The organism is Nesterenkonia sedimenti, from assembly GCF_012641515.1.
Lineage (GTDB): Bacteria > Actinomycetota > Actinomycetes > Actinomycetales > Micrococcaceae > Nesterenkonia > Nesterenkonia sedimenti.
Genome location: NZ_JABAHY010000001.1, coordinates 167401 through 188427 on the forward strand (window position 1 = coordinate 167401; position 21027 = coordinate 188427).

Here is a 21027-nt window from a genome sequence, read left to right on the forward strand (position 1 = left end):
CCCAGGGACTAGGGCGCCTCGTAGTAGATCGGGGCGTTGGGTCCCAGCGGCAGATCCAGTCCCATCCAGCCGATGGTCATCGCAGTCCAGACTGCCCAGAACGCCAAGGAGTAGGGCAGCATCACTGAGACCAGCGAGCCGATGCCGATCCGTTTGTCGTAACGCTGGGCCACCACGATGATCAGGGCGAAGTAGGTCATCAGCGGGCTGAGAATATTCGTGGCCGAGTCCGAGACACGGTAGGCGGCCTGGGTGAACTCGGGGGAGATGCCCAGCTGCATCATGATCGGCACCATAATCGGTGCGAGCATGGCCCACTTCGCCGAAGCCGAGCCGATGAACAGGTTCACCAGGCCGACGAAGAGCATGAATACGATCACCAGCGGGATACCGGTGAGGTTGATCGTCTCGAGGGTGTCTGCACCGATCACCGCGAGGATCAGACCGAGGTTGGTCTGCTCGAAGTAGGCGATGAACTGACCAGCGGTGAAGGCCAGAACCAGGAACATTGCCATCCCGGCCAGATACTTGGAGATGTGGTTGACCGCATCGGTGTCGTTCTTCACCACATTGGTCACGATTCCGTAGACCAGACCCGGAATGAAGAAGACGATGACGAGAATGATCGCCAGTGAACTCATAAACGGCGACTCCACCACCGCGCCGTCCTCGCCGCGCATCGGAGCATTGGGCGGGACGATCAGCAGCAGGAGCAGCCCGGCGGTGATCACCAGGGAGATACCGGCCCAGATGAGGCCCTTCTTCTCGGTGGGAGTGATCTTCAGCTGGTTCTCATCCTCACCTTCGATCACGCCCTCTCCGGACCATTTGCCCAGCCGGGGCTCAACGATGTACTGGCTGACCAGGGTGCCGACGATGGCCAGCACGAAGGTGGAGACGATGATAAACCAGTAGTTCATCGCAAGGTTCATCTGATCGGCATATTCGGGATCGATGGTCTCGGCGGCCTCGATGGTGAGCTCACCGAGCATCACATCGGTTCCAGAGAGCAGGAGGTTCGCGCTGAATCCGGCCGAGACACCTGCGAAGGCGGCCGCGATACCGGCCAGTGGGTGCCGGCCCAGGGCCACGAACAGGATGGCTGCCAGGGGAGGCAGGACCACATAGCCGGCATCGGAGGCCACTGAGGACATAATGCCGGCGAAGACGATGGCGAAGGTCACCAGGGTCCGTGGGATCGCCAGGATGAAGCTGCGCAGTGCGGTGCCGATCAGTCCGGTGGACTCCGCCATACCGATACCGATCATGGTCGCCAGCACCACACCCAGGGGTGCGAAGCCAATGAAGTTGTCCACTGCGGAGGTGAACATCCACTCCACGCCATCGGCGGAGAGGAGGTTGAAGACCTCGATGGTCTCCTCATAGTCCTCCTCATCCTCGGGCTCGGGGAGGGGGTTCTCCACGCTGATGCCTGCTTGGGAAAGGGCCCAGGAGAGGAAGACGACCAGGATGGCCAGGAGCCCGAAGAGGGTGACGGGATGAGGGAGTTTATTACCGAGCCATTCGACGAAATCCAGGAAGCGCTGGAAGAAACCTTTCCGCTTCCCACTTTCTAAAGTCTTTGACGGGGTATCGTCACGGCCGGCGTCGTCGTCGTTGGTCTCTTCCGGATCCGGAGGTGTTGTGCTCATCGTTGGTAGTCAGCTCCATAGTGAGTTTCGCGAGTGAGCACTAATCTAGGCCCCTGTTTGCTCGATGGCAATAGTGACCAGGAACCGGTGCAGGGTGCTTGCGCAGCTGCCTGAGGTGGCGGAGATGACTGGTTATGCGCCTGTGCTGTAGCATAGAGCGTTGGTCGTACTGCGGCCTGAACACTTTTATCTGTCTCCCAGCTTCTGGCTGCCCCGGGGATCCGGGGACCAGCGGCGCAAGAAAAGGACATTGACGTTATGAAGACTGACATCCACCCGGATTACCACCCGGTTATTTTCAACGACCTCTCCTCCGGTGAGAAGGTTCTGACCCGCTCCACGGTCACCTCTGACAAGACCATGGAATGGGAAGACGGCAACACCTACCCCGTGATCGACGTTGAGATCTCCGCTGCCTCCCACCCGTTCTACACCGGTAAGCAGCGCATCATGGACTCCGCCGGTCGTGTGGACAAGTTCAACAAGCGCTTCGCTGGCTTCGGCGGCAAGAAGTAAAGACTTTGCGACGACGATTCGTCGTCGCGGCCGTTGCCGTGCTAAAGTTTCTTGGCTCTCAAAAGCAAGAACGAAGCGGCGGGAGCGGCCCACCTGCGCGGGTGGCGGAATAGGTAGACGCGCAAGCTTGAGGTGCTTGTCCTCCAATAGTGAGGGTGGGGGTTCAAGTCCCCCTCCGCGCACGAACGGGAAAACCCGGTCTGACTAGGAAATCTCCTAGGCCAGGCCGGGTTTTCTGCATCTGGCCGAAAGGATGAGTTCGTTGATAACTTTCCTGCATGCGTTTGAACCCGGCATCTTCCTGGTGGTGGCTGCAGTAGCAGCCAACTGACGCATGTCCGTGGGCTGCATGGCAGCCCGCGGAAGAACCCCGGTCGATCACGCCATGTGGCCCTCTTTGTACCAATTCTTTGGAGAGGGATTCACATGACCGACTCATTCACAGCCACCGTGAACCGGATGGCAGGCCTCGAACAGCGCATCGCTGATCACCCGAACGGATTCCGGATGCTCACCGGTGAGAGGCCTACCGGGGCGCTTCATCTGGGACATTACTTCGGCACAGTCAGAGAGCGGGTCCGATTGCAGAACCTGGGCGTGGACGCATTCGTGATTCTCGCCGACTATCAGGTGATCACAGATCGTGAGGCATCCTCTGAGGTGGCCGAGCATGTCCGCAATGCAGTGCTGGACTACCTCGCCGCTGGGCTGGACCCCTCGCGGACCACGATATTCACCCACTCCGCGGTGCCAGCGCTGAACCAATTGATGCTGCCGTTTCTGAGCCTTGTCACCGAGGCAGAGCTGCACCGGAACCCCACGGTGAAAGCGGAGCATGCCGTCTCCGGCCGGGCACTGAGTGGGCTCTTGCTGACCTATCCAGTGCATCAGGCAGCCGATATTCTCTTCTGCAAGGGAAACCTCGTGCCGGTGGGGAAGGACAATCTGCCCCATGTGGAGCTCACTCGCGTCATCGCTCGCCGGTTCAATGAGAGATATGGACAGGTCTTTCCGGAACCGGAGGCGCTGCTGACTGAAACCTCCGAGCTCCCTGGTCTTGATGGCAGGAAGATGTCGAAGTCCTATGGCAATGCGATCTCACTGTCCATGACGGCAGATGAGACAGTTGAGATGATTCGGCGGACCAGAACCGATAGTGATCGGGTTATCACGTATGACCCTGTGAACAGACCCGGCGTGGCAGGGCTGCTGTCCACTGCGGCGCTCTGCACGGACACCACACCCGAGGAGATAGCCGAACAGATTGGCGACGGGCGGCAGTGGAAGCCTCAAACAGTTCACCACCGATGCCGTGAACACATTCCTGGCAGACCACCGGCGGAGGCGGGCTGTGCTAGCGAAGGACCCGGGGCTCGTCACACACATCGTGGAGGAAGGAAACCGCCGAGCAAACGCCATAGCTGAGACGACCCTGGACGAAGTGCGTTACGCGATGGACATGGGATACGCCGCACAGAGATGACGCCCCCGCCGTCGGGACTGTGACTGTTTACCCGAGTGGGTGGGCTCATTACACTGAGCGGCACTGTCCAGCCAGGAGGCCCTCGATGTCCGATGCAGCAGTTCTCGACTGGCTGTTGGCCGGTGACCCCGCTATCAGGTGGCAGACCCTACGTGATCTCTTGGATGCGCCCGAGGAACAGTGGCGGTATGAGCGTGCCCTGGTGGAAACCGAAGGGTGGGGCGCCGAGCTGCTCCAACTGCAGGACGATGACGGACAATGGGCTGGTGGAGCGTTCCTGCCGAAGGGGTTCGCCTGGGAACAGATGCAGGACGAGGGACAGCCCTGGACGGCTACCTGCTGGGTGCTGACCGACCTCCAGGCGCTCGGCCTCCCAGCGGATTCCCCATGTGTGCAGCGGACAGTGGAACTTGTGGGGGAGAACTCACGCTGGGACCACGATGGACAGCCGTATTGGCAGGGTGAAGTGGAGGAGTGCATCAACGGTCGCACTGTGGCCCAGGGGGCGTACCTCGGAGTGGACATCACACCGATCCTCGAGCTGCTTCTGACCCAACAGATGGCAGATGGTGGTTGGAACTGTGAGAGTGAGATGGGCTCTGAGCGATCCTCATTCGACTCCACCCTCAATGTTCTCGAGGGGCTGCTCGAGTATGAGCGCGCCACTGGTGGGACTGAAGAGTCGCGTACCGCCCGCCAGGCGGGGGAGGAGTACCTCTTGCAGCGTCGCCTGCTCTACCGTGCAAGCACCGGAGAGATAGTCGATGAGGACTATCTCAAGTTCAGCTTTCCCTCCCGCGGGCGCTACGACCTCCTACGCGCCCTGGACTACTTTCGGGACGCCGGCGCATTCACCCATGAGCTGCCGGACTCGAGGCTCGCTGATGGCATTGGAAGGCTCCAGGGCAGCCGCCAGCCGGATGGAAGCTGGCATGTGGGCAAGACCTATCGAGGACGCAGCTGGTTCCCCATGGCCCCCGGGGAGTGGGAGCCCTCTCAATGGATAACCCTGAAAGCCCTGCGCGTGCTGAAGTGGTGGAGCGGCTAGGGGAGCGAATCACGGATCTCCGGGCAGGTTCCGGAATGGACAGCAGGAATGAGGTCATGTCGGGCCGCCCGCGTACCGTTAATACATAGAGCTGAAACCGATCACTGCGCCCCCTGAGATACCTATATTCACGGTCGGAACATCGCCGTGTCCGGACCCAAAGTAGCGTGGGGTTATGGAGAAAGAGATCAGTTTCAACGGAAGACATCGCCCGGGGATTGGCCCGGTACATGGGCATGTCCACGCCTGCCTCTACAGTGGAAATATGAAGACGATCAGTGGTTTAGGAAGGGTGACGTGCCGGGTATCTGGGCATGTCCACCCCCAGGGGTAGCGTGGCTTTTATGAAGAATGACCAGCAGTTTCCCCGCCCGGAGATACCGGAGCGTGCCTCTTACCTCATCGGTGATGAGGAACTGGAAGCTGCCTGGGAATCCATCGTCGACGCCAACCGTGCAACCGCTGCCTCTATTGAGCACTTCCTCACCCACCGTGGGACCCGGTGGAAAGAGACCATGGGCGAGAACCCCCATGTACGAGCTGCAAATAATCGCCAGGCCAACCGGCATGCCGGACTCCTGCTGGGGATGAGTGACCAGCAGGCCACCGCAGTACTCAATGCCGCCGAATACGTCCGTGAACATCTGCCGAAGTTCTGGAAAACCTTCCGCTGTGGTGCCATTGCCCTGACCAATCTGCGCAAGGCCGCTGTGGAGACCCTCCCGCTCATCCACCGAGACGACCTCCTAGAAATCATCGACGAAGAACTCATCGACATAGCCCCGGGGAAAACTCCCACCGAGCTGCGGTCTTGGATTATCCGCAGGATCCCCGAACTGGATGTGGAACTCTTCAACGAGGCAGCCGAGGGCGCTAAAGACCGTCGGTCGGTGACCTTTACCCACTTCGGAGAAGGCATGAGCCTCGTCGAGCTCACCATCCCCACGATTGAAGCCAAGGCCATCGAGAAGAAGGTCAACGCCGCAGCGCGAGGCATGAACCGGGCACAGCCGAGGGACACTGACCAGCCGCCGGCCTTCGCCGCAGCAGGAGTGCCTACTGACCGACTGAGGCCTCACCAGGTCGCCGAGGGACCTCATCCAGCCGCAGTGGGAATGGACGAAAACCCGCCGGTGGATCATGATGCCCGGTATCAGGATCACCACGCCCATGACCAGGACTCCGAATGCCCCGGTAACGAGAGGGCCACCGACGCCGTTGACGACCGGACCATCCGCCAGCGGGAGGCCGATCTGCTCAGCGCCTGGCTGCGTGACGGTCACTGCTACAGCACACCCATCTCCGCCAAGATCTGCGTGATGGTCCCCGAAGAAACCCTCACCGGAGAATCAGAGGAACCCGCCATCACCACCGACCGGGCCAGCATCATCCCCGCAGCAGACATCCGGAAGATGGCCACTGACCCCGAGGCGGATCACGAGTGGTACACCGCCGCCACCCGCAAAAACCAGCGGCGTGCCGACCGGGACATCCTCACGGTGATCTACAACGGGCGCTTCGCACCCGATCGACTACGGGACGCTGTGATCTTCCGCGACGGGATCTGCCAGGCCACTGGCTGCACCATCCCTGCCGAACGCTCCGATCTGGACCATCAGATTCCCTACGAACGAGCCGGCCCCACGTCTGGTTCCAACCTCTGGGCACTCTGCCGGAGACATCACCGGCTCAAATCCCACGGCTACCTACCCCCACCGAGCAGTGACCCACCCCAGTCTGACACTGCGAAAGAAACTCACCGCAAAGCCGCCTAGGTTATGCCGGTTCGGCCGTGCGCGTGTGACTAGCCTGCGCTCACTGTGTCAGGTGGTGGTGAGGGCTGGGTGCAGAAGCAGCTCTACTCGCCGCCGAAGGCCTCTGGGGTGATCCACTGCAGCGGATTCGAATGCCAGGAGTTGCCCACCGACAACATGATCTTGCCGGCGATATAGCGGTCACTTGACCACTCCAAGGCCCGGCCGGTGGAATCCCTGGACACCCGGCGGTGCACCAAAAGTGCTGAACTACGGGTGATCCCGAGGAGATCCGCATCCGCAGCACGCGCGCGTTCTGCCCCGAACGCATGCTCAGCATGGGTGAAGTGAATATTGTGTTCATCCGCAAGCAGCGCGGTGACCGAGGGGGCGTCGTCGTCGATGGTCTCAACAATCTCACCCAGCCATTCGGGGTAATGCGTGTGCTCCAGCATGACCTTCTCACCGTCCAAGGTTCGAACTCGCTGGACCCTGAAGACTCTACGGCCACGCTGGACCCCGAGCATAAGCTCGTCCTGAGCATCGGCGATCCGCCATTCGGCCCGCACAACATCGCCACCGGGTTCATGTCCCTGGCGTCGAGCCCACTGGGCGAAGCTCCGAAACTCATCAAATGGGGCCTGACGGCGAGGGATTCGGACAACCCGCTTGGGCCGTCCCCGACTACCGTCGACTGTCCCGTCAGCCACCAGTTCCCGCAACGCCATGCGGACCGTTCCAGGGGAGACCCTGAAACGCTCAGACAGCTCCCGTTCAGAGGGCAGGGAACTGCCCGGGGGGTACTTGCCGGCCTGAATCTCCTCAACCAGCGCCTGAGCGATCTCCGCGAAGGCGAATGTGCCCACCTGGATTCCTCCTGATCTTCGGCGACTCTGCCCCGATCCGGCGTCGTCGTTAATGTGATTTCACTGTTCTAGAAAGTCTAAGGCTCCGGGATAACTGAGTGACCTCGCCAAGGCTACGACACGTACGTCGGCTGGGCTAGAACGGCTGCTAAACAGTCATCCAAAGTTCACCGTATTGTCACGTTTACTAGTGAACTTTCGCTTCTAATTCTATAGGTCACTAGTGAAGATAGTGAGGTAGAGGCCGAGCGCGGCCGCTTTGAGGGGCGCTGGAGCGCCGACATCGAAACTCGTAAGGACTAGATTCACGTGACAAGTACTCGCACTCGCATCATGTTGGGATCCTCTCTGACTCTCGCCCTGGGCCTCACCGCCTGCGGTGGTGGTGACGGCGGAAACGGTGGTGACACCGAGCACTGGCGGGATGCCACCAGTGTCGAAGACGGCGGCGGAATGGAGCAGCGCATTGAGGATGCCCAGGCCGAGGGCACTTTCAACGCCATGGGTCTCTACGAGGACTGGGCGAGCTATGGCGCACTCCTGGATGCCTTCTCCGATATTCAGGGCGACCCCGAGGACCTCTCCGAGGCGCTGCCCATCTACCGCGAGATGGCACCCCACGCCGATGGGCTCCTGATGGCTGGGGATATCGTGGACACCGGCGCCCAGTGGGAATGGTACGAGATCTACGAAGTCATGGAGGAGCATGCCGAGATTCTGCCGCCGCAACTGGTGGCCGCCATCGGCAACCATGAACGCTATGCACCCGGTGGGTTCGAAGCCAACCGTGACCGTTTCCTGACCTTCGCCGAACGGGACGAGGTCTGGGGCGAATATGTCCTAGAAGGCCCCGGAGGCGACCTGCCCGTGATCGTCTTCGGTCAGGACGCAGCAGGACCGACTGAAGTTCCGATGAGCACCGAGCAGGTGCAGTTCATCCTGGACCGGCTGCAGTACTGGACCGAACAGGACAGCCAGGTCATCCTGATGAATCACTACCCCCTTGGGGACACCATCTCGGGCTCCTGGTTGCCCTGGTACCCCGGTCAGCACCAGCACAACGAGCTGCTGACCGAAGCGCTGGCCAACTATCCCAATGCAATTCTCTTGGCAGGCCATGTCCACTACCCGCCGGAACTAGGTGACTGGGCAGTCCAGCGCAGGACCGAGACCGGTCACCCAGATGGCTTCTGGGCAGTGAGCACCCTGTCGATGCATAACGGCTGGGATGCAGAAGGAGAGAACACTGAGGACGTCACCGAGATCGTCACCGGCGATATCAATCAGGGACTGACCCTTGACTCCTATGGTGACCGAGTCGTGATCCGGTCCTATGACTTCCACCAGGGCGGGGAGCAGATTCGAGAGATCACCGTGCCCAACCCGCTGGTGCCCTATGAGGCAGACCTCCTGGCAGCCCAGCCGGAGCCCACTGAAGAGGCAGCAGAGACTCCGAGTTCGGAACCCGCTGAGGCGCCCACACAGGAGGCCTCTGAAGAAGACTCCGGGCCGCTGGCGGCCACCGGTGCGACACCGGGACTGCTGGCGCTGGGAGCACTGGCACTGCTGGCCCTGGCAGCTGGTGCAGTGAGCCTGCGATACGCCCGGCGTCGTTCCTGAACCGTTCCTACTGGACGTTGATCAGGGCTTTGGCCCAGGTGCCGTATGTATTCCGCATCGTCGGTCCTGACGGTAGGTCCTTACGGCCCTGGGCCACCTGTTCCTTCCGCCAGCTGACATAGTTCTGATAACTGGTCAGATACCCCTTGTCATAGGCATCCTTGACGAAATCTCGCAGGGCTTGGAGGAACTTCTCCTCACTGAACCGAGGAGCTCCGAACCCTGCGGGGCGGAAATTATCCGAGGCCTGGAAACCGAAGGCCTGCAGGGCCTGAGACCAGGATCCGCCGTACCGCTTCAGAATCGTCGTGCTGCCCACCGGCCAGACGTTCTTACCCTTGATCGGCTTCAGGCCATGACTATCCAGGAACCTCCGCCGGAGGGTGCTGTACCGGTTCACCGCGATCGTGGTTCCCTGAGTTCCTGCACGCAACTGCCAGCCGGCGGCGACTGTGCCGAAGACCTCCTCTGCTAGATGAGCGCAGTCCTGGGCAGCCAGGGCCTCATGAAGCTCAGCCGTCATCGCCTCCGGTAGAACGGCGGGATCCCCTGCCGGGGAGTCATAGCCGACGGCGAAGAGCAGACTGGCTTCGATGACGGAATTGGGAACGAGATGCTGAGGCATAGGGAGTCCTTCGGCCTATTTCCCAAACTCATTGGGATGTGGGCTGCGCCGGCCTTCCTCGCCCTTGTCCAGACCACCGATGGCGGCCATATCGGACTCATCGAGCTCGAAGCCCAGCACATCGAAGTTCTGCTCCGCCCGCTGCCGGTGATCAGACTTGGGGATCACCACATCCCCACGCTGAATATGCCACCGCAGAATCAGCTGCGCCGGAGTCACCGCGTACTTCTGTGCCAGCTCCACGATCAGGGGATCGCCAAGCTCATCGCCCTTGCCCAGGGGGCTCCAGGCTTCCACCGCCAGGCCCAGTGACTTGGAGTACTCACGCAGCTGGTCATTGGCGAAATAGGGGTGGACCTCGATCTGGTTCACTGCCGGAGTCACTCCGGTGGCCTCGATCAGCCGGTCCAGATGATCAGGCATGAAATTGGAGACACCGATTGACTTTGCACGCCCAGAATCGCGCAGCTCAATCATCGTCTTCCACGTATCGACATAATCGATCTCCAGGAACGGAAGCGGCCAGTGGATCAGGAAGAGATCCACATAGTCGAAGCCCAATGCCTGCAGGGACTGCTCGAAGCTGCGGTGCACATCGGCTGGGTCATGATTCGGGTTATGCAGCTTGGTGGTCACAAAGACCTCCTCGCGGGCAACCCCTGAGGCCCGAACCCCTTCACCGACCTCAGCCTCATTGCCGTACATCTGGGCTGTGTCGACATGCCGGTAGCCGATTTGCAGTGCAGTGGGCACAGACTCCACCGGTGTGCGGGACTTCGACGTCCCGAACCCGATCTGCGGGATATGGAAACCGGAATTGAGCTCAATGGTGGTCATAAGCACAGACTACCGGCAGTTGAGAAAGGTCTCAGCTGAAAATATGTTCCCGGTAGTAGCGCAGCTCAGCGATGGAATCCTGAATATCGCCCAGGGCCCGATGATTACCGGTCTTCTTCGGGGCAGCCTCCAGGACTTCCGGGTACCAGCGGCGAGCCAATTCCTTCAGCGTGGAGACATCAATGATCCGGTAATGCAGGTACTCGGTCAGCTTGGGCATGCCCAGGCGCAGAAATGCCTTATCAGCGTGCACAGAATTACCCGCCAAGGGTGCCCGGCCGGCCTCAGGAACCCACTGCTGGACATAGTCCAGGACCTTCTTCTCCGCAGCCTCGAGGCTCATACCGTCCTCCAGCTCATCCAGCAGGCCGGAATCGGTGTGCATCTGACGCACAATCTTCTGCATTCCCGCCAGAGCCTCTGGTTCGGGACGGATCACAGCATCCACACCCTCACCGAGGATATTCAGCTCAGAATCGGTGACCAATGCGGCCACCTCAATCAGCACATCCTGGTCAGGATTCAGCCCGGTCATCTCACAGTCGATCCAGACCATTCGGCCGGACCAGTCATTTCCATTGCTCACGGGATACCACTGTACCGACTCATAACCCACTAGAATCGGCCGGGTGACAGCACGCGGGGTGATCGGATATGGCTTCGCCGGCTCCCTACTCATCCTCTTCGGTTCCGTAGGCGTCGGCTGGCTCGTCACAACCTCCCCACTGACACCTCTGCGACCGGTGATCTGGCTGCGCGCCGAACTGCCCGGCGTCATCCTCTCAGTCACTCTGCTGACCGCCGGCTGTTGGATGCTCTTCCACGCCTGGCTTCGGCTGAAACGAACAGCAGACCACGACGACGACCTCGGCCTGCGCACCACGACCCAGGCTGCGCTGATCTGGTCGGCTCCACAACTGCTGGCAATACCGATCTTCTCCCGGGACCTCTTCGCCTATCTCAACCAGGGACGGCTTGTCCTGGCAGGGGAGGACCCCTATCAGACCGGTGTTTCCAGCCTGGACAACTGGTTCCAGCTGGGAACTGATGACGTCTGGGCAGAGGATGCGACCCCCTACGGGCCTCTGTTCCTCTGGGCAGCTGCCGGCATTATGCGGCTCACCGGAGACAACGCCGACCTTGCCATCATCCTGTTCCGGCTGCTGTGTGTTGCTGGAGTCGTGCTGATCATCCTGTATGTGCCCAAACTCGCTGCGGCACTGGGGAAGAGCCCCAGCCGGGCACAGTGGGTGGCCTCAGCCAACCCGCTGCTGATCATCAGCTTCATCTCCAGTGCCCATAACGATGCGCTGATGATCGGGCTGGCCCTGATGAGCATCTACGCGGCCATGCATGAGCGAGCGCTGCTGGCCATTGTGCTGATGACCCTGTCCATCGGAGTCAAACTCATCACGCTGGTGCTGCTGCCCTTCATCGGTCTTGTGCTGGCCGGGGCCGGGGCCAGCTGGGCACGCCGATTCAGCTATTGGTTCATCACCGCCGGCCTGTCCGGGGGACTGCTGGTGGTGATCGGTCTTATCGACGGCTTTGGCCTCGGCTGGATCTCAGTGATGATCTCAGCCGGCTCAGGCGCGACATTCTGGGCGCCACTAGCCATGCTTGCCGGGCCCATTGCTGGCGTTCTGCTGCTGCTGGGCCAGTCCCCGGATCCGGCTTTCGACATCATCGGCACTGTGGGCCGGGCGGCCAGTGTCCTGATCGTTCTCTGGCTGATGTTCACCAATGGGGATATCTACCGGCGCATGATGTGGGCCTTTGCCGCCATCGTGCTGCTCTCCCCGCTGATCCAACCCTGGTATCTGCTGTGGATCCTGCCGCTTTTCGCCGCTGCCGGCTATCTCACCGATCCCGGGTGCCGCTGGCCGCTGCAGCTGACAGTGATCGTCACCGGTTTCTTCTTAGGCTACGGGGCCTTTGACCAGCTGTTCATCCAGCAGTTCCTCGACGAACGGTATATGCAGCTGGCTTCAGCCGGAGTCTCTTTGGCTGCCATCACGGTGATCCTGATCGCCGACCGGTGGGCTCGCTCGGTAGTGTTGAGGGGTGCCCCAGGTGACCGTTTATAACCCCATTACCCGGGCCGCTGACTCTGCCCGGGAGACGATGAGCAAGTCCCGGGTTACCTCCTGGCTGATCGGCGGTCGCGATGGAGGGGTCTCCCATACCCTGCGTCAGGGTCTCCTCGCGGCCCTGATGATCATGATCGGCTCCTGGGGTGTCGGCTGGCTGATTATGGCCCCGGGCTATTGGCTGGAGTACCACCCCGCCCTGCAACCCCTGCGCGCCACAGCAGCCGGGACCATCACCTGCACGGTCCTGCTGATGCTGGGCGCGCTGTTGCTGCTGCGCTCCTGGCTGCGGCTCTCTCAGCGGATCAACGGCTGGAACGACCCCAACGGGGTCAAGGTGATGTACCGAGCGCTGCTGATGTGGGGAACCCCGCTGTTTCTCTGCTTCCCGATCTTCTCCCGGGATATCTTCTCCTATCTGGCACAGGGCGGTCTCCTATATATAGGTCATAACCCCTATGAGGCCGGTGTCTCGGAACTTCCCGGTTGGTTCGCCGCAGGTGCCGATGACCTCTGGGCGGAATCCCCCTCACCCTATGGCCCCCTGTTTCTGCTGATCGCCCAGGGGGTCTGGCATGTCTCCATCGATATGCCGGATATGGCCATCCCGCTGTTCCGGATTCTGGCGGTCTTCGGTGTGGTGCTGATGGCAGTGGTGATCCCACGGCTGGCCCGTGCCTTCGGCTCTCAGCCGGCCTGGGCGCTGTGGCTGTGTCTACTGAATCCCCTGAGTCTCATGGTCTTCATCCCCGCAGCCCATAACGACTCCCTGATGATTGGACTGATGCTCGCCGGCGCCTGGTATGCCCTGCAGCGGCGCAGACTGGTTGCGGTACTGCTGCTCATCGCGGCGATTGCGATCAAACCCATCGCCATGGTGGTCCTGCCCTTCGCCGTTCTGCTGACCCCACAGTCCACCGCACATTACATGTACCGCATCCGGGAATGGGCAGTGGCCGGAGTCCTGGCCGGGGTCCTGCTCTTCGGCGGGGGCTGGCTGCTGGGAGTCGGCATCGGATGGTTCACAGCCGCCCTCGGTGCAGGGGCAGAGGTGCTCCAGGGTGCACCGGTGGGACTGCTGGGCATTGGTGTGGGCTGGTTGGTGGAGACCACCACCGGAGTGGACTCCTCGCTGGTGGCGACCTGGGTCTACGGGGCAGCCCGTATCGCCTCAGCCGTGGTGCTGACGGTGATGCTGCTGCGCCCCCGGATGGGCAACCCCCTCCTGTGGTCGGCCTATGGGCTCACGGCGGTGGTGCTGACCTCCTCGGTTATCCAGCCCTGGTACCTGCTGTGGATCCTGCCGCTTTTCGCCGTGGTGCATATCTACCGGGGTCGAGTGCTGATGCTGGTCATCCTGCTGATCACCGTGATGACCCTGGCCGCTATGGTCGGCCAGCTTTCGGTGGCCCAATGGCTGGACACCCTGCTGATCCAGATCATCGCCGCGGCTGTGGCGGCGGCCTATCTGGGCTATCTGATCTTCTGCGATCCCAATACCACCGGCCTCTTCCGGTATCCGGAGAAATCCCAACGTTGGAACGCCGCCGATGGGTGGCTGCATATCGGGGAGCTGTCCACCCCGGACAGATCCTGGTCGGCTGATCAGGTCTACCAGGAGGTCCGCCGATGATGTCCCGCAAACTGGTGCTCACCCTGACCACCGCCACTGTCCTCGGTGCCTTTCTCTCCGTATTGGCCGTGCAGTGGTGCCGGGTCAACGGCTGGATCGACCCCCAGCAGCATCTAGCCATGTGCTATTCAGACTTCCCGCTGCTGTTCGTCGAACGCGGCCTGGCCGACGGCGCCTTGCCCTTCATCGACCCCGTGCACAGCGAAGAGGTCATGGAGTACCCGGTGCTCATCGGCGTCGTCGCGGGGTTGGTGGCCGCAGTGATTCCCGGCCACGGGGTCACCCCGGAGCGTGTGCTGGCCTTTCACGACATCAACCACGCAGCCGTCATCCTCTGCTGGATCGCGCTGGTGATCATCACCGCTGCGACCCTGCCAGAACACCGACGCCGCCAAGCCCTGCTGGTCGCATTGGCACCCGGGATCATCCTGACCATCTCGATCAACTGGGATATGTGGGCGGTGCTGCTCGGGGCCGCGGCCCTGCTGGCTTGGATGAAGAACCGCAATATCGCAGCCGGAGCCCTTATCGGCCTCGGGGCGGCTATGAAGCTCTACCCCCTGCTGTTCCTGGGGGCCGTCATCGTCATCTGCCTGCGTACCCGGCAGTGGGACCGGATGCTCACTACGATCCTCCCGGCAGCGGTGACCTGGCTGGCAGTGAACCTGCCGTTTATGCTCACCCAATTCGACCAATGGGCGACCTTCTACCGCTTCTCCTCTGAACGCGAGGCCGGCTTCTCCTCCATGTGGCTGGCCTTCGCCTGGACCGGTGCCTCCGGGGAGACCTTCTCCCTGCTGTCCAATGGGCTGTTCCTGCTCTGCTGCCTCGGCATCCTCTGGCTGGGTCTCACCGCACCGCGGACCCCAACAGCACCTCAGCTGTGCCTGCTGATCGTGGGCTGCTTTGTGCTCCTGGGGAAGGTGTACTCGCCCCAGTTCGTGATGTGGCTGATCCCGCTGGTGGTGCTGGCCCTGCCGCAGGTCCGGGTCTTCTTCGCCTGGCAGGCCGCAGAGGTCTTCCACTGGGTCTCGGTCTGGCTGATCAGCGCCAAAATCACCTCCGAGCAGAGCGGCGGGGACTTCGGCCAGGGCCATTACGTCTTCGAAACCCTCTATGGGCTCGGTATCGCCGCCCATATGATCTCGCTGATCTGGGTGATGTCACTGGTGGTCCGCGATATCCGAAGGCAGGACAGCCATGTTTGAGATGCTCACGGTCATCGCCCCGCTGTTCCTGCTGATCCTGCTGGGCTTCGGCGCCGGATTCGCCACGAGGTTCCGGGATGCCGCCCCGTATCTCAATGGATTCGTCTTCTACTTCGCCCTGCCGACCTTTCTGTTCACCGCGATGACAGAGGCTCCGCCGACGGAATCCTTCCCCTGGGCGATGCCACTGATCGTGCTGATCGTGACTCCCGCGGTCTCCATCGGTCTCTACTACCTATGCCGGCTGCTGGGCGGTGCCACCGCCGCCGGAGCTGCGCCGACATCCCTGGCCGGAACCTTCGGCAATGTCGGCTACTTCGGCATTCCGATCTCCATTGGGGTTATCGGGGTGGAGGCCGGCCTGGTGGCCGGACTGGTGCATGTCATCCACAACGTCTTCTATCTCAACACCTACCCCATAGTGCGCACTGTCGTGGACGCCCGCAGCGCCGGGGGATCCTCTGGGGGCTTCGGCAAACTCTGGCGGACCAAACTCTGGCCGGTCATCCGCCGCGGGATCCTGATGAACCCCATGTTCTCGGCCATCGCTGTGGCACTGATCGTGGTCTTCACCGATTTCAGCCTCCCGGCGCTGATTGAAGAACCGGTGGGCCTGCTGGGTGGGACAGCGGTTCCGCTGGCGCTTTTCTGCGTGGGGCTGGCCCTGCACCCTGCCCTGGAGGGCATTCGCTCCGGGGGTGTGCCGCTGACCCCCATCGCCCTGGGCACCGCGGCCAAACTGCTGGTGCTGCCGGTGCTGACCTGGGCGGCCGTTCTGCCCTTCTACGATCAGCTGGGACCGGACTGGGCCGGAGTGCTGATCATCCTGGCCGCCACTCCCTCTTCAACCACTGTTTTCCTCTTCAGTTCTGAGTACGACGGCGACGGCCGGCTGGCTGCCGCTATCCTGGTCGCCAGTACAGCTCTCTCCCTGCTGACCCTGCCGCTGGTGGCCGAACTGCTGCTGTGACGAGTGGTGAAGGCAGCGAGTTTGCCTGTCGTTAACCTGAATTGGATGTGCTGGTGAACTGTGTCTGAGAAGAGTCAAAAAGGATCAGTCTGGGAAGTCTTCTGGATCTTCCTGAGGCTGGGCCTGACCAGCTTCGGTGGTCCTGTCGCACATCTGGCCTATTTCCGGGAGGCCTTCGTCCAACGGCGGAAGTGGCTGACCGAGAAGGCCTATGCCGATCTGGTCGCACTCTGTCAGTTCCTGCCGGGCCCGGCATCCTCCCAGGTGGGAATGGCCTTGGGACTGCAGCGTGCCGGCTGGGGAGGGCTCTTCGCCGCGTGGTTCGCCTTCACCATGCCCTCGGTGATCCTGCTGGTGGCCTTCGCCTATGGTGTGGCCACTGCCGGAGATCTCGCCGATGCCGGCTGGATCCACGGCCTCAAGGCAGCGGCGGTAGCAGTGGTCGCCCACGCAGTTCTGGGTATGGCGAAGTCCATGACCCCGGACGCACCCCGGGCCACGATCGCGGCGATGGCAGCGATTATCGTCCTGCTGGTCCCCGAACCGCTGATCCTGGTGGCCGCCATCGCTGTCTCCGGTGTTATCGGGCTGATCTGGCTGAAACCTGAATCCCAGGAACAAGATCCCGCCGATGCCTACCCGGTACGGATCCCCAAAGCCGTTGCCTTCGGCTGCATTGCGGCCTTCTTCGCACTGCTGGCGGGCCTTCCGCTGCTGGCCACACTGGTCAATACCGAGGCCACCAGCCTCGCCGATACCTTCTACCGCTCAGGGGCCCTGGTCTTCGGCGGCGGTCATGTGGTTCTGCCGCTGCTGGAGGCTGAGACCGTCCAGACCGGCATGGTCGACTCCAACGCCTTCTTAGCCGGCTACGGCGCAGCCCAGGCGGTCCCCGGTCCGCTGTTCACCTTCTCCGGATTCCTCGGCGCAGCCGCCTTCGAGGGCCCCATGGGACTGGTCGCCGCCGGTATTGCGATCCTGGCGATCTTCCTGCCCGGTGCGCTGCTGGTCATCGGCTGCATCAGCTTCTGGGAGCAGCTGCGCAGCAACTTCACCGCACGCAAGGCGCTGCTGGGCTTCAACGCAGGCGTAGTCGGAATTCTCGCTGCAGCCTTCTACGATCCGGTCTTCACCGCAGGAGTCATCGACGTCGGCATCGAGGCCCTGGCAGTGGCCATCGCCTGTTTCATCGCCCTGGTCCACTGGAAGGTACCAGCCTGGGCAGTGGTGATCGGCGCCGGACTCCTGGGCGCGGTCATTCTCTAAACGGAAACACCGACTGGGGTAGCCTGTCTCACCATGCAGGCAGTCAGCGCAGGTCACCCCGAAGCAGTCGCTGCTGCCGAGGAGATCTTCACCCGTGGCGGCAATGCGGTCGATGCAGCAGTTGCCACCGCCTTCGCCATCAGCGTGGTCGAACCAGTCGCCTCCGGAATCGGCGGGGGAGGTGCGGCGCTGGTACACCCCGCAGATGGGGCGCCTACCTTCTTCGACTACCGGGAAGTGGTCAATAACCAGGGGGAGCTGCCGGCCAACCGCACAGGCATCCCTGGTTTCACTGCGGGGATGTCCGAACTGCACCGCCGCTACGGTGGCTTGGATTGGGAGCAGGTCCTGGCCCCGGGTATCCGGCTTGCCCATACGGGATTCATCATCACCGATTACCTTCAGGCGCGGCTGCAGCACCCCAAGGCTCCCGCATGGGGCCTGGGTGCCGGGGAAAGGCTCCAGCAGCCAGAACTGGGGGAGACCCTGGAACGACTGGCTCACCATGGCTGGCAGGAGATCTACACCGGTGAACTGGCAGCATCCCTGGCCAATGCGGTAGAAGGGATCGACGCCGACTCCCTGGCTGCCTATCGGGTGCATTCAGCGCCGCCGGTCCGCGGCAGCTTCGCGGATCTGCAGCTGCTCTCGGCAGCTGCCCCACTGCCCGGGGCAATGCTCATCCAACTGCTGCAGATCGCTCAGGCGCATGGGGTAGGCACACTCGAGCCCGGTTCAGCTGATTGGATCGATCTCCTCTGCCGGGCGCAGGCCCAGGCGGAGAAGGTGCTCCACGAGCAGATGGGTGATCCCCGATTCGTCACGGTGCCCGTGGAGGAGATCATCGACCCCCAGCGCAACGCCGTCGTCGAACTTCCGGACAGCGGCACCCATCCCAACACCACCCATATTTCGGTAGTGGACGAACAGGGGATGGTGGTCTCGATGACCAATACCATCACCGATTTCTGGGGCTCGGGACAGTGTGTGGACGGCTATTTCATCAATAACGCCTTCATCCGGTTCCCCGAGTTCGGCTCCCCGGCGAATAGGCCAGAACCGGGCAAACGCAGCGTGAGCTGGTCCTGCCCCAGTATCGTCCTCGACGCCGCGGGCAAGCCCATACTGCCCATCGGAACCCCTGGCGGTACCCAGATCATTCCGAGCCTGGCCAGTGTTCTCACCCAGTGGGGACTCCAGAGCAGGAGTCTCCAGGAGGCCATCACGGAACCGCGGTTCCGCCCACATCGGGGACGTATCTATCTCGAGGCCGGTCATCCGGAGGTGATTGGGCAGCAGCTCGAGAGGCTCGGCTGGGAAGTCACCCAGTGGCCCAGCACCAGCTTCGGATCCATCCAATCGGTGGAGATCACTCAGAGCCCCTCAGGATCGCGGTTGACCTCGGCTGATGACCCACGGCGCGACGGCGCGCACCGAATAAGTAACTGACCTCAACAGTATTGATAGCCTGGTCCTTCGGCACGGGGTGCTCCGAATCACGGAGCTGAGAACACACCCGTAGAACCTGTTGGCTAACACCATCGAAGGGAATGCGCATGGGAATCCCCAATATCCTCTCCATCGCCGGCACCGACCCGACTGGGGGAGCCGGGATACAGGCGGATCTGAAGTCATTTGCCGCCCATGGGGGATACGGGATGTGCGCGGTCACCGCCCTGGTCGCCCAGAACACCCAGGGCGTACGCGAGATCCACGCCCCACCCACATCATTCCTGCGAGCCCAGTTGGACTCTGTCAGCGATGACGTGACAATCCACGGGGCAAAAACCGGCATGTTGGGCACGGTGGAGATCATCGAAACCGTTGCCGCCTGGTGGGATGAGACCTACTCAGATAACCGGCCCCGGCCAGCACTGGTGGTTGACCCCGTCATGGTCGCCACCAGCGGGGACCGACTGCTGGATGAAGAGGCCGAGGAATCCCTCAAAGAGTTCCTCCACCGAGCTGATCTCATCACTCCCAATGTTCCCGAACTGGCCATTCTCGCCGGTGAGGCCCTGGCCTCCTCTGCGGAGGAACTGCTGGCCCAGGCAGAGAAGGTGGCAGATGCCCACCAGGCCGTGATCCTGGCCAAAGGCGGGCATATGAACAGCGATGAGGTCACCGACACCCTGGTCTTCCCCGCCGAGTCAGGAACGCGTCCGGAGGCCTATAGTCGCAGCAGCCAACGGATCGAGACCCGCAATACACATGGCACCGGCTGCTCCGTCTCGGCAGCCTTCGCGACCCTGCGGGCCCAGGGAGCCAGCTGGCAGGAAGCGCTTGCGACCACTAAGGACTGGATGCAGCGGGCCCTGGCCACCTCGGATCAGCTCGATGTCGGGCAGGGCAATGGGCCGATCAATCACTTCCCCGACTAGTTGTCAGTGTGTCGCTGGATGTCCTGCCAGGTGAAAGGTGGGGAGCCGGCGTCGTCGCTTCCTTTGAACCACTGGGCCGGATCCGGCCGGTCGGCAGGAGTAGGACCTGTGGCACCCTGACCGGATGAGGGGGCCTGCTCACGCAGGGCGGTGACCTTATCGCGGATCTCAGCCATCTGGGTATCAAGGGCCGCGGCCTTGGTGGCGGCATCGCGGAGCTCATCGAGGATATGACCGGGGACCTCACCGTCGTAGGTGTAGTAGATCTTATGCTCCAGGGAGGCCCAGAAATCCATGGCCACCGTCCGGATCTGGACCTCCACGTAGACGAACTCCGTGCGGTTGGACAGGAAGACCGGGACCTGGAGGATCACATGCAGGGACTGATACCCATTGGGCTTAGGCGACCGGATGTAGTCCTTGACCTCCACGACCCGCAGATCCGGCTGGGAGCAGAGCATCTCGGCCACCCAATAGGAGTCTGAGACGAAGCTTGTGGTGATCCGGATCCCGGCGATGTCCCGAATGGAGTGCCGGATCCCATCCAGGGAGGGCTCGCAGCCATAGCGCTGGACCTTATCCAGGATCCGCTCCAAGGACTTCAGCCGATAGTTGACGTGTTCGATGGGGGAGTAGTCCCGGGTGTGCTCGAACTCCTCACGCAGCACATTGATCTTGGTCAGCACCTCATCCATGCCGAATTTATAGTGCAGCTGGAACTCGGTGAGCTGCCGGCGGATATCGACCATGCGGTTGACCGCCCCAGCCTGGCCATCGGCATCGGCCGAGGCGTTGAGCTGGTTCAACAACTGCCGGTAGAGATCCTGATCGGTCTTTTTGACCAGCTGATCAGTGGGGATCTCATCAGTTGGCGTGAGGCCAGAGGACATGGTCTCTCCTGAAAGGTAAAGGGTCATCAACGGTGCAACGTTGACCTTCGGTCTCGCTCTCGATTCTCGACCCTAGGTGGGTTATCTGTGAAGAGCCTTGGAGGTCACAATTCGGCCAATGATCTGATGGCTTAGGCTGGAGGGGTGAAGCCTCAGCCGCTGAACGCAGCCACCCGAGAAACCGCCCT

The 21027-nt window shown here is 61.9% G+C and carries 17 protein-coding genes, 1 tRNA gene, 1 pseudogene and 1 riboswitch; of the genes and pseudogenes, 13 read left to right on the forward strand and 6 right to left on the reverse strand.

What is annotated here, in order from left to right; genetic code table 11:
* Positions 1–8: 8 nt before the first annotated feature.
* Positions 9–1652 carry an AbgT family transporter gene (locus HGQ17_RS00865; protein WP_168886077.1) on the reverse strand — a complete coding sequence of 548 codons (1644 nt, stop codon included), beginning with the start codon at positions 1650–1652 and terminating at the stop codon, positions 9–11.
* Between the two features lie 258 nt (positions 1653–1910).
* Between HGQ17_RS00865 and HGQ17_RS00870 the strand changes: the two genes are divergently transcribed.
* From HGQ17_RS00870 to HGQ17_RS00890, 5 genes and pseudogenes are all read left to right on the forward strand, one after another.
* Entirely contained in the window at positions 1911–2168 is a 258-nt protein-coding gene (locus HGQ17_RS00870; protein ID WP_168886078.1) for a type B 50S ribosomal protein L31, read from the forward strand.
* A 95-nt stretch (positions 2169–2263) separates the two neighbouring features.
* Positions 2264–2350, forward strand: a tRNA-Leu gene (locus HGQ17_RS00875).
* A gap of 244 nt (positions 2351–2594) precedes the next feature.
* Positions 2595–3651 (forward strand): annotated as a pseudogene (gene trpS, locus HGQ17_RS00880) (tryptophan--tRNA ligase).
* Between the two features lie 85 nt (positions 3652–3736).
* Entirely contained in the window at positions 3737–4699 is a 963-nt protein-coding gene (locus tag HGQ17_RS00885; RefSeq protein WP_168886079.1) for a squalene cyclase, read from the forward strand.
* A gap of 344 nt (positions 4700–5043) precedes the next feature.
* Complete coding sequence (locus tag HGQ17_RS00890; RefSeq protein WP_168886080.1) at positions 5044–6474, forward strand: HNH endonuclease; 1431 nt, start codon at positions 5044–5046, stop codon at positions 6472–6474.
* 83 nt (positions 6475–6557) lie between these two features.
* On the opposite strand, the gene HGQ17_RS00895 is transcribed toward HGQ17_RS00890, so the two are convergent.
* The gene (locus HGQ17_RS00895; protein WP_168886081.1) at positions 6558–7319 is read right to left on the reverse strand and encodes a GntR family transcriptional regulator; all 762 of its coding nucleotides are present in this window, start codon (positions 7317–7319) and stop codon (positions 6558–6560) included.
* A 333-nt stretch (positions 7320–7652) separates the two neighbouring features.
* On the opposite strand from HGQ17_RS00895, the gene HGQ17_RS00900 reads away from it, so the two are divergent.
* Complete coding sequence (locus tag HGQ17_RS00900; RefSeq protein ID WP_168886082.1) at positions 7653–8939, forward strand: DUF4073 domain-containing protein; 1287 nt, start codon at positions 7653–7655, stop codon at positions 8937–8939.
* Between the two features lie 7 nt (positions 8940–8946).
* Here HGQ17_RS00900 and HGQ17_RS00905 read toward each other — a convergent pair whose 3' ends face one another.
* Genes HGQ17_RS00905 through orn form a run of 3 tightly spaced genes read right to left on the reverse strand, consistent with a single transcriptional unit; the run spans position 8947 to position 10987 of the window.
* On the reverse strand, positions 8947–9564 hold the full coding sequence (locus HGQ17_RS00905; RefSeq protein ID WP_168886083.1) for a hypothetical protein: 618 nt from the start codon (positions 9562–9564) through the stop codon (positions 8947–8949).
* A gap of 15 nt (positions 9565–9579) precedes the next feature.
* Complete coding sequence (locus tag HGQ17_RS00910; protein ID WP_168886084.1) at positions 9580–10401, reverse strand: aldo/keto reductase; 822 nt, start codon at positions 10399–10401, stop codon at positions 9580–9582.
* Positions 10402–10432: 31 nt separating this feature from the next.
* On the reverse strand, positions 10433–10987 hold the full coding sequence (gene orn / locus HGQ17_RS00915) for an oligoribonuclease (protein WP_324615130.1): 555 nt from the start codon (positions 10985–10987) through the stop codon (positions 10433–10435).
* Positions 10988–11030: 43 nt separating this feature from the next.
* Between orn and mptB (HGQ17_RS00920) the strand changes: the two genes are divergently transcribed.
* The 7 genes from mptB (HGQ17_RS00920) (at position 11031) to thiD (ending at position 19949) form a co-directional block, all read left to right on the forward strand.
* Positions 11031–12488, forward strand: a complete 1458-nt coding sequence (mptB, locus tag HGQ17_RS00920) for a polyprenol phosphomannose-dependent alpha 1,6 mannosyltransferase MptB (protein WP_168886086.1) — start codon at positions 11031–11033, stop codon at positions 12486–12488.
* The gene (gene mptB, locus HGQ17_RS00925; protein WP_168886087.1) at positions 12475–14124 is read left to right on the forward strand and encodes a polyprenol phosphomannose-dependent alpha 1,6 mannosyltransferase MptB; all 1650 of its coding nucleotides are present in this window, start codon (positions 12475–12477) and stop codon (positions 14122–14124) included. Before mptB (HGQ17_RS00920) ends, mptB (HGQ17_RS00925) begins: the two co-directional genes overlap by 14 nt.
* The gene (locus tag HGQ17_RS00930; protein WP_168886088.1) at positions 14121–15332 is read left to right on the forward strand and encodes a glycosyltransferase family 87 protein; all 1212 of its coding nucleotides are present in this window, start codon (positions 14121–14123) and stop codon (positions 15330–15332) included. Before mptB (HGQ17_RS00925) ends, HGQ17_RS00930 begins: the two co-directional genes overlap by 4 nt.
* The gene (locus HGQ17_RS00935; protein WP_168886089.1) at positions 15325–16302 is read left to right on the forward strand and encodes an AEC family transporter; all 978 of its coding nucleotides are present in this window, start codon (positions 15325–15327) and stop codon (positions 16300–16302) included. The genes HGQ17_RS00930 and HGQ17_RS00935 overlap by 8 nt, the downstream gene beginning before the upstream one ends.
* 60 nt (positions 16303–16362) lie before the next feature.
* Positions 16363–17568, forward strand: a complete 1206-nt coding sequence (chrA, locus tag HGQ17_RS00940; protein ID WP_168886090.1) for a chromate efflux transporter — start codon at positions 16363–16365, stop codon at positions 17566–17568.
* Between the two features lie 33 nt (positions 17569–17601).
* A complete protein-coding gene (locus HGQ17_RS00945; protein WP_168886091.1) occupies positions 17602–19017 on the forward strand; it encodes a gamma-glutamyltransferase in 1416 nt (471 codons plus the stop codon).
* A gap of 23 nt (positions 19018–19040) precedes the next feature.
* A riboswitch (TPP riboswitch) is annotated at positions 19041–19136 on the forward strand.
* Positions 19125–19949, forward strand: a complete 825-nt coding sequence (gene thiD, locus HGQ17_RS00950; protein WP_229503206.1) for a bifunctional hydroxymethylpyrimidine kinase/phosphomethylpyrimidine kinase — start codon at positions 19125–19127, stop codon at positions 19947–19949. It overlaps the preceding riboswitch by 12 nt.
* On the opposite strand, the gene HGQ17_RS00955 is transcribed toward thiD, so the two are convergent.
* A complete protein-coding gene (locus HGQ17_RS00955) occupies positions 19946–20839 on the reverse strand; it encodes a GTP pyrophosphokinase (RefSeq protein WP_168886093.1) in 894 nt (297 codons plus the stop codon). The two genes, thiD and HGQ17_RS00955, sit on opposite strands and share 4 nt — an antisense overlap.
* Positions 20840–21027: the final 188 nt, after the last annotated feature.

Bases quoted from the DNA above. Each gene is read 5' to 3' on its own strand.
- HGQ17_RS00865 (WP_168886077.1), bottom strand. From the start codon at position 1,652: ATGAGCACAACACCTCCGGATCCGGAAGAGACCAACGACGACGACGCC.
- HGQ17_RS00870 (WP_168886078.1), top strand. From the start codon at position 1,911: ATGAAGACTGACATCCACCCGGATTACCACCCGGTTATTTTCAACGAC.
- HGQ17_RS00885 (WP_168886079.1), top strand. From the start codon at position 3,737: ATGTCCGATGCAGCAGTTCTCGACTGGCTGTTGGCCGGTGACCCCGCT.
- HGQ17_RS00890 (WP_168886080.1), top strand. From the start codon at position 5,044: ATGAAGAATGACCAGCAGTTTCCCCGCCCGGAGATACCGGAGCGTGCC.
- HGQ17_RS00900 (WP_168886082.1), top strand. From the start codon at position 7,653: ATGTTGGGATCCTCTCTGACTCTCGCCCTGGGCCTCACCGCCTGCGGT.
- HGQ17_RS00905 (WP_168886083.1), bottom strand. From the start codon at position 9,564: ATGCCTCAGCATCTCGTTCCCAATTCCGTCATCGAAGCCAGTCTGCTC.
- HGQ17_RS00910 (WP_168886084.1), bottom strand. From the start codon at position 10,401: ATGACCACCATTGAGCTCAATTCCGGTTTCCATATCCCGCAGATCGGG.
- HGQ17_RS00930 (WP_168886088.1), top strand. From the start codon at position 14,121: ATGATGTCCCGCAAACTGGTGCTCACCCTGACCACCGCCACTGTCCTC.
- HGQ17_RS00935 (WP_168886089.1), top strand. From the start codon at position 15,325: ATGTTTGAGATGCTCACGGTCATCGCCCCGCTGTTCCTGCTGATCCTG.
- HGQ17_RS00945 (WP_168886091.1), top strand. From the start codon at position 17,602: ATGCAGGCAGTCAGCGCAGGTCACCCCGAAGCAGTCGCTGCTGCCGAG.
- thiD (WP_229503206.1), top strand. From the start codon at position 19,125: ATGGGAATCCCCAATATCCTCTCCATCGCCGGCACCGACCCGACTGGG.
- HGQ17_RS00955 (WP_168886093.1), bottom strand. From the start codon at position 20,839: ATGTCCTCTGGCCTCACGCCAACTGATGAGATCCCCACTGATCAGCTG.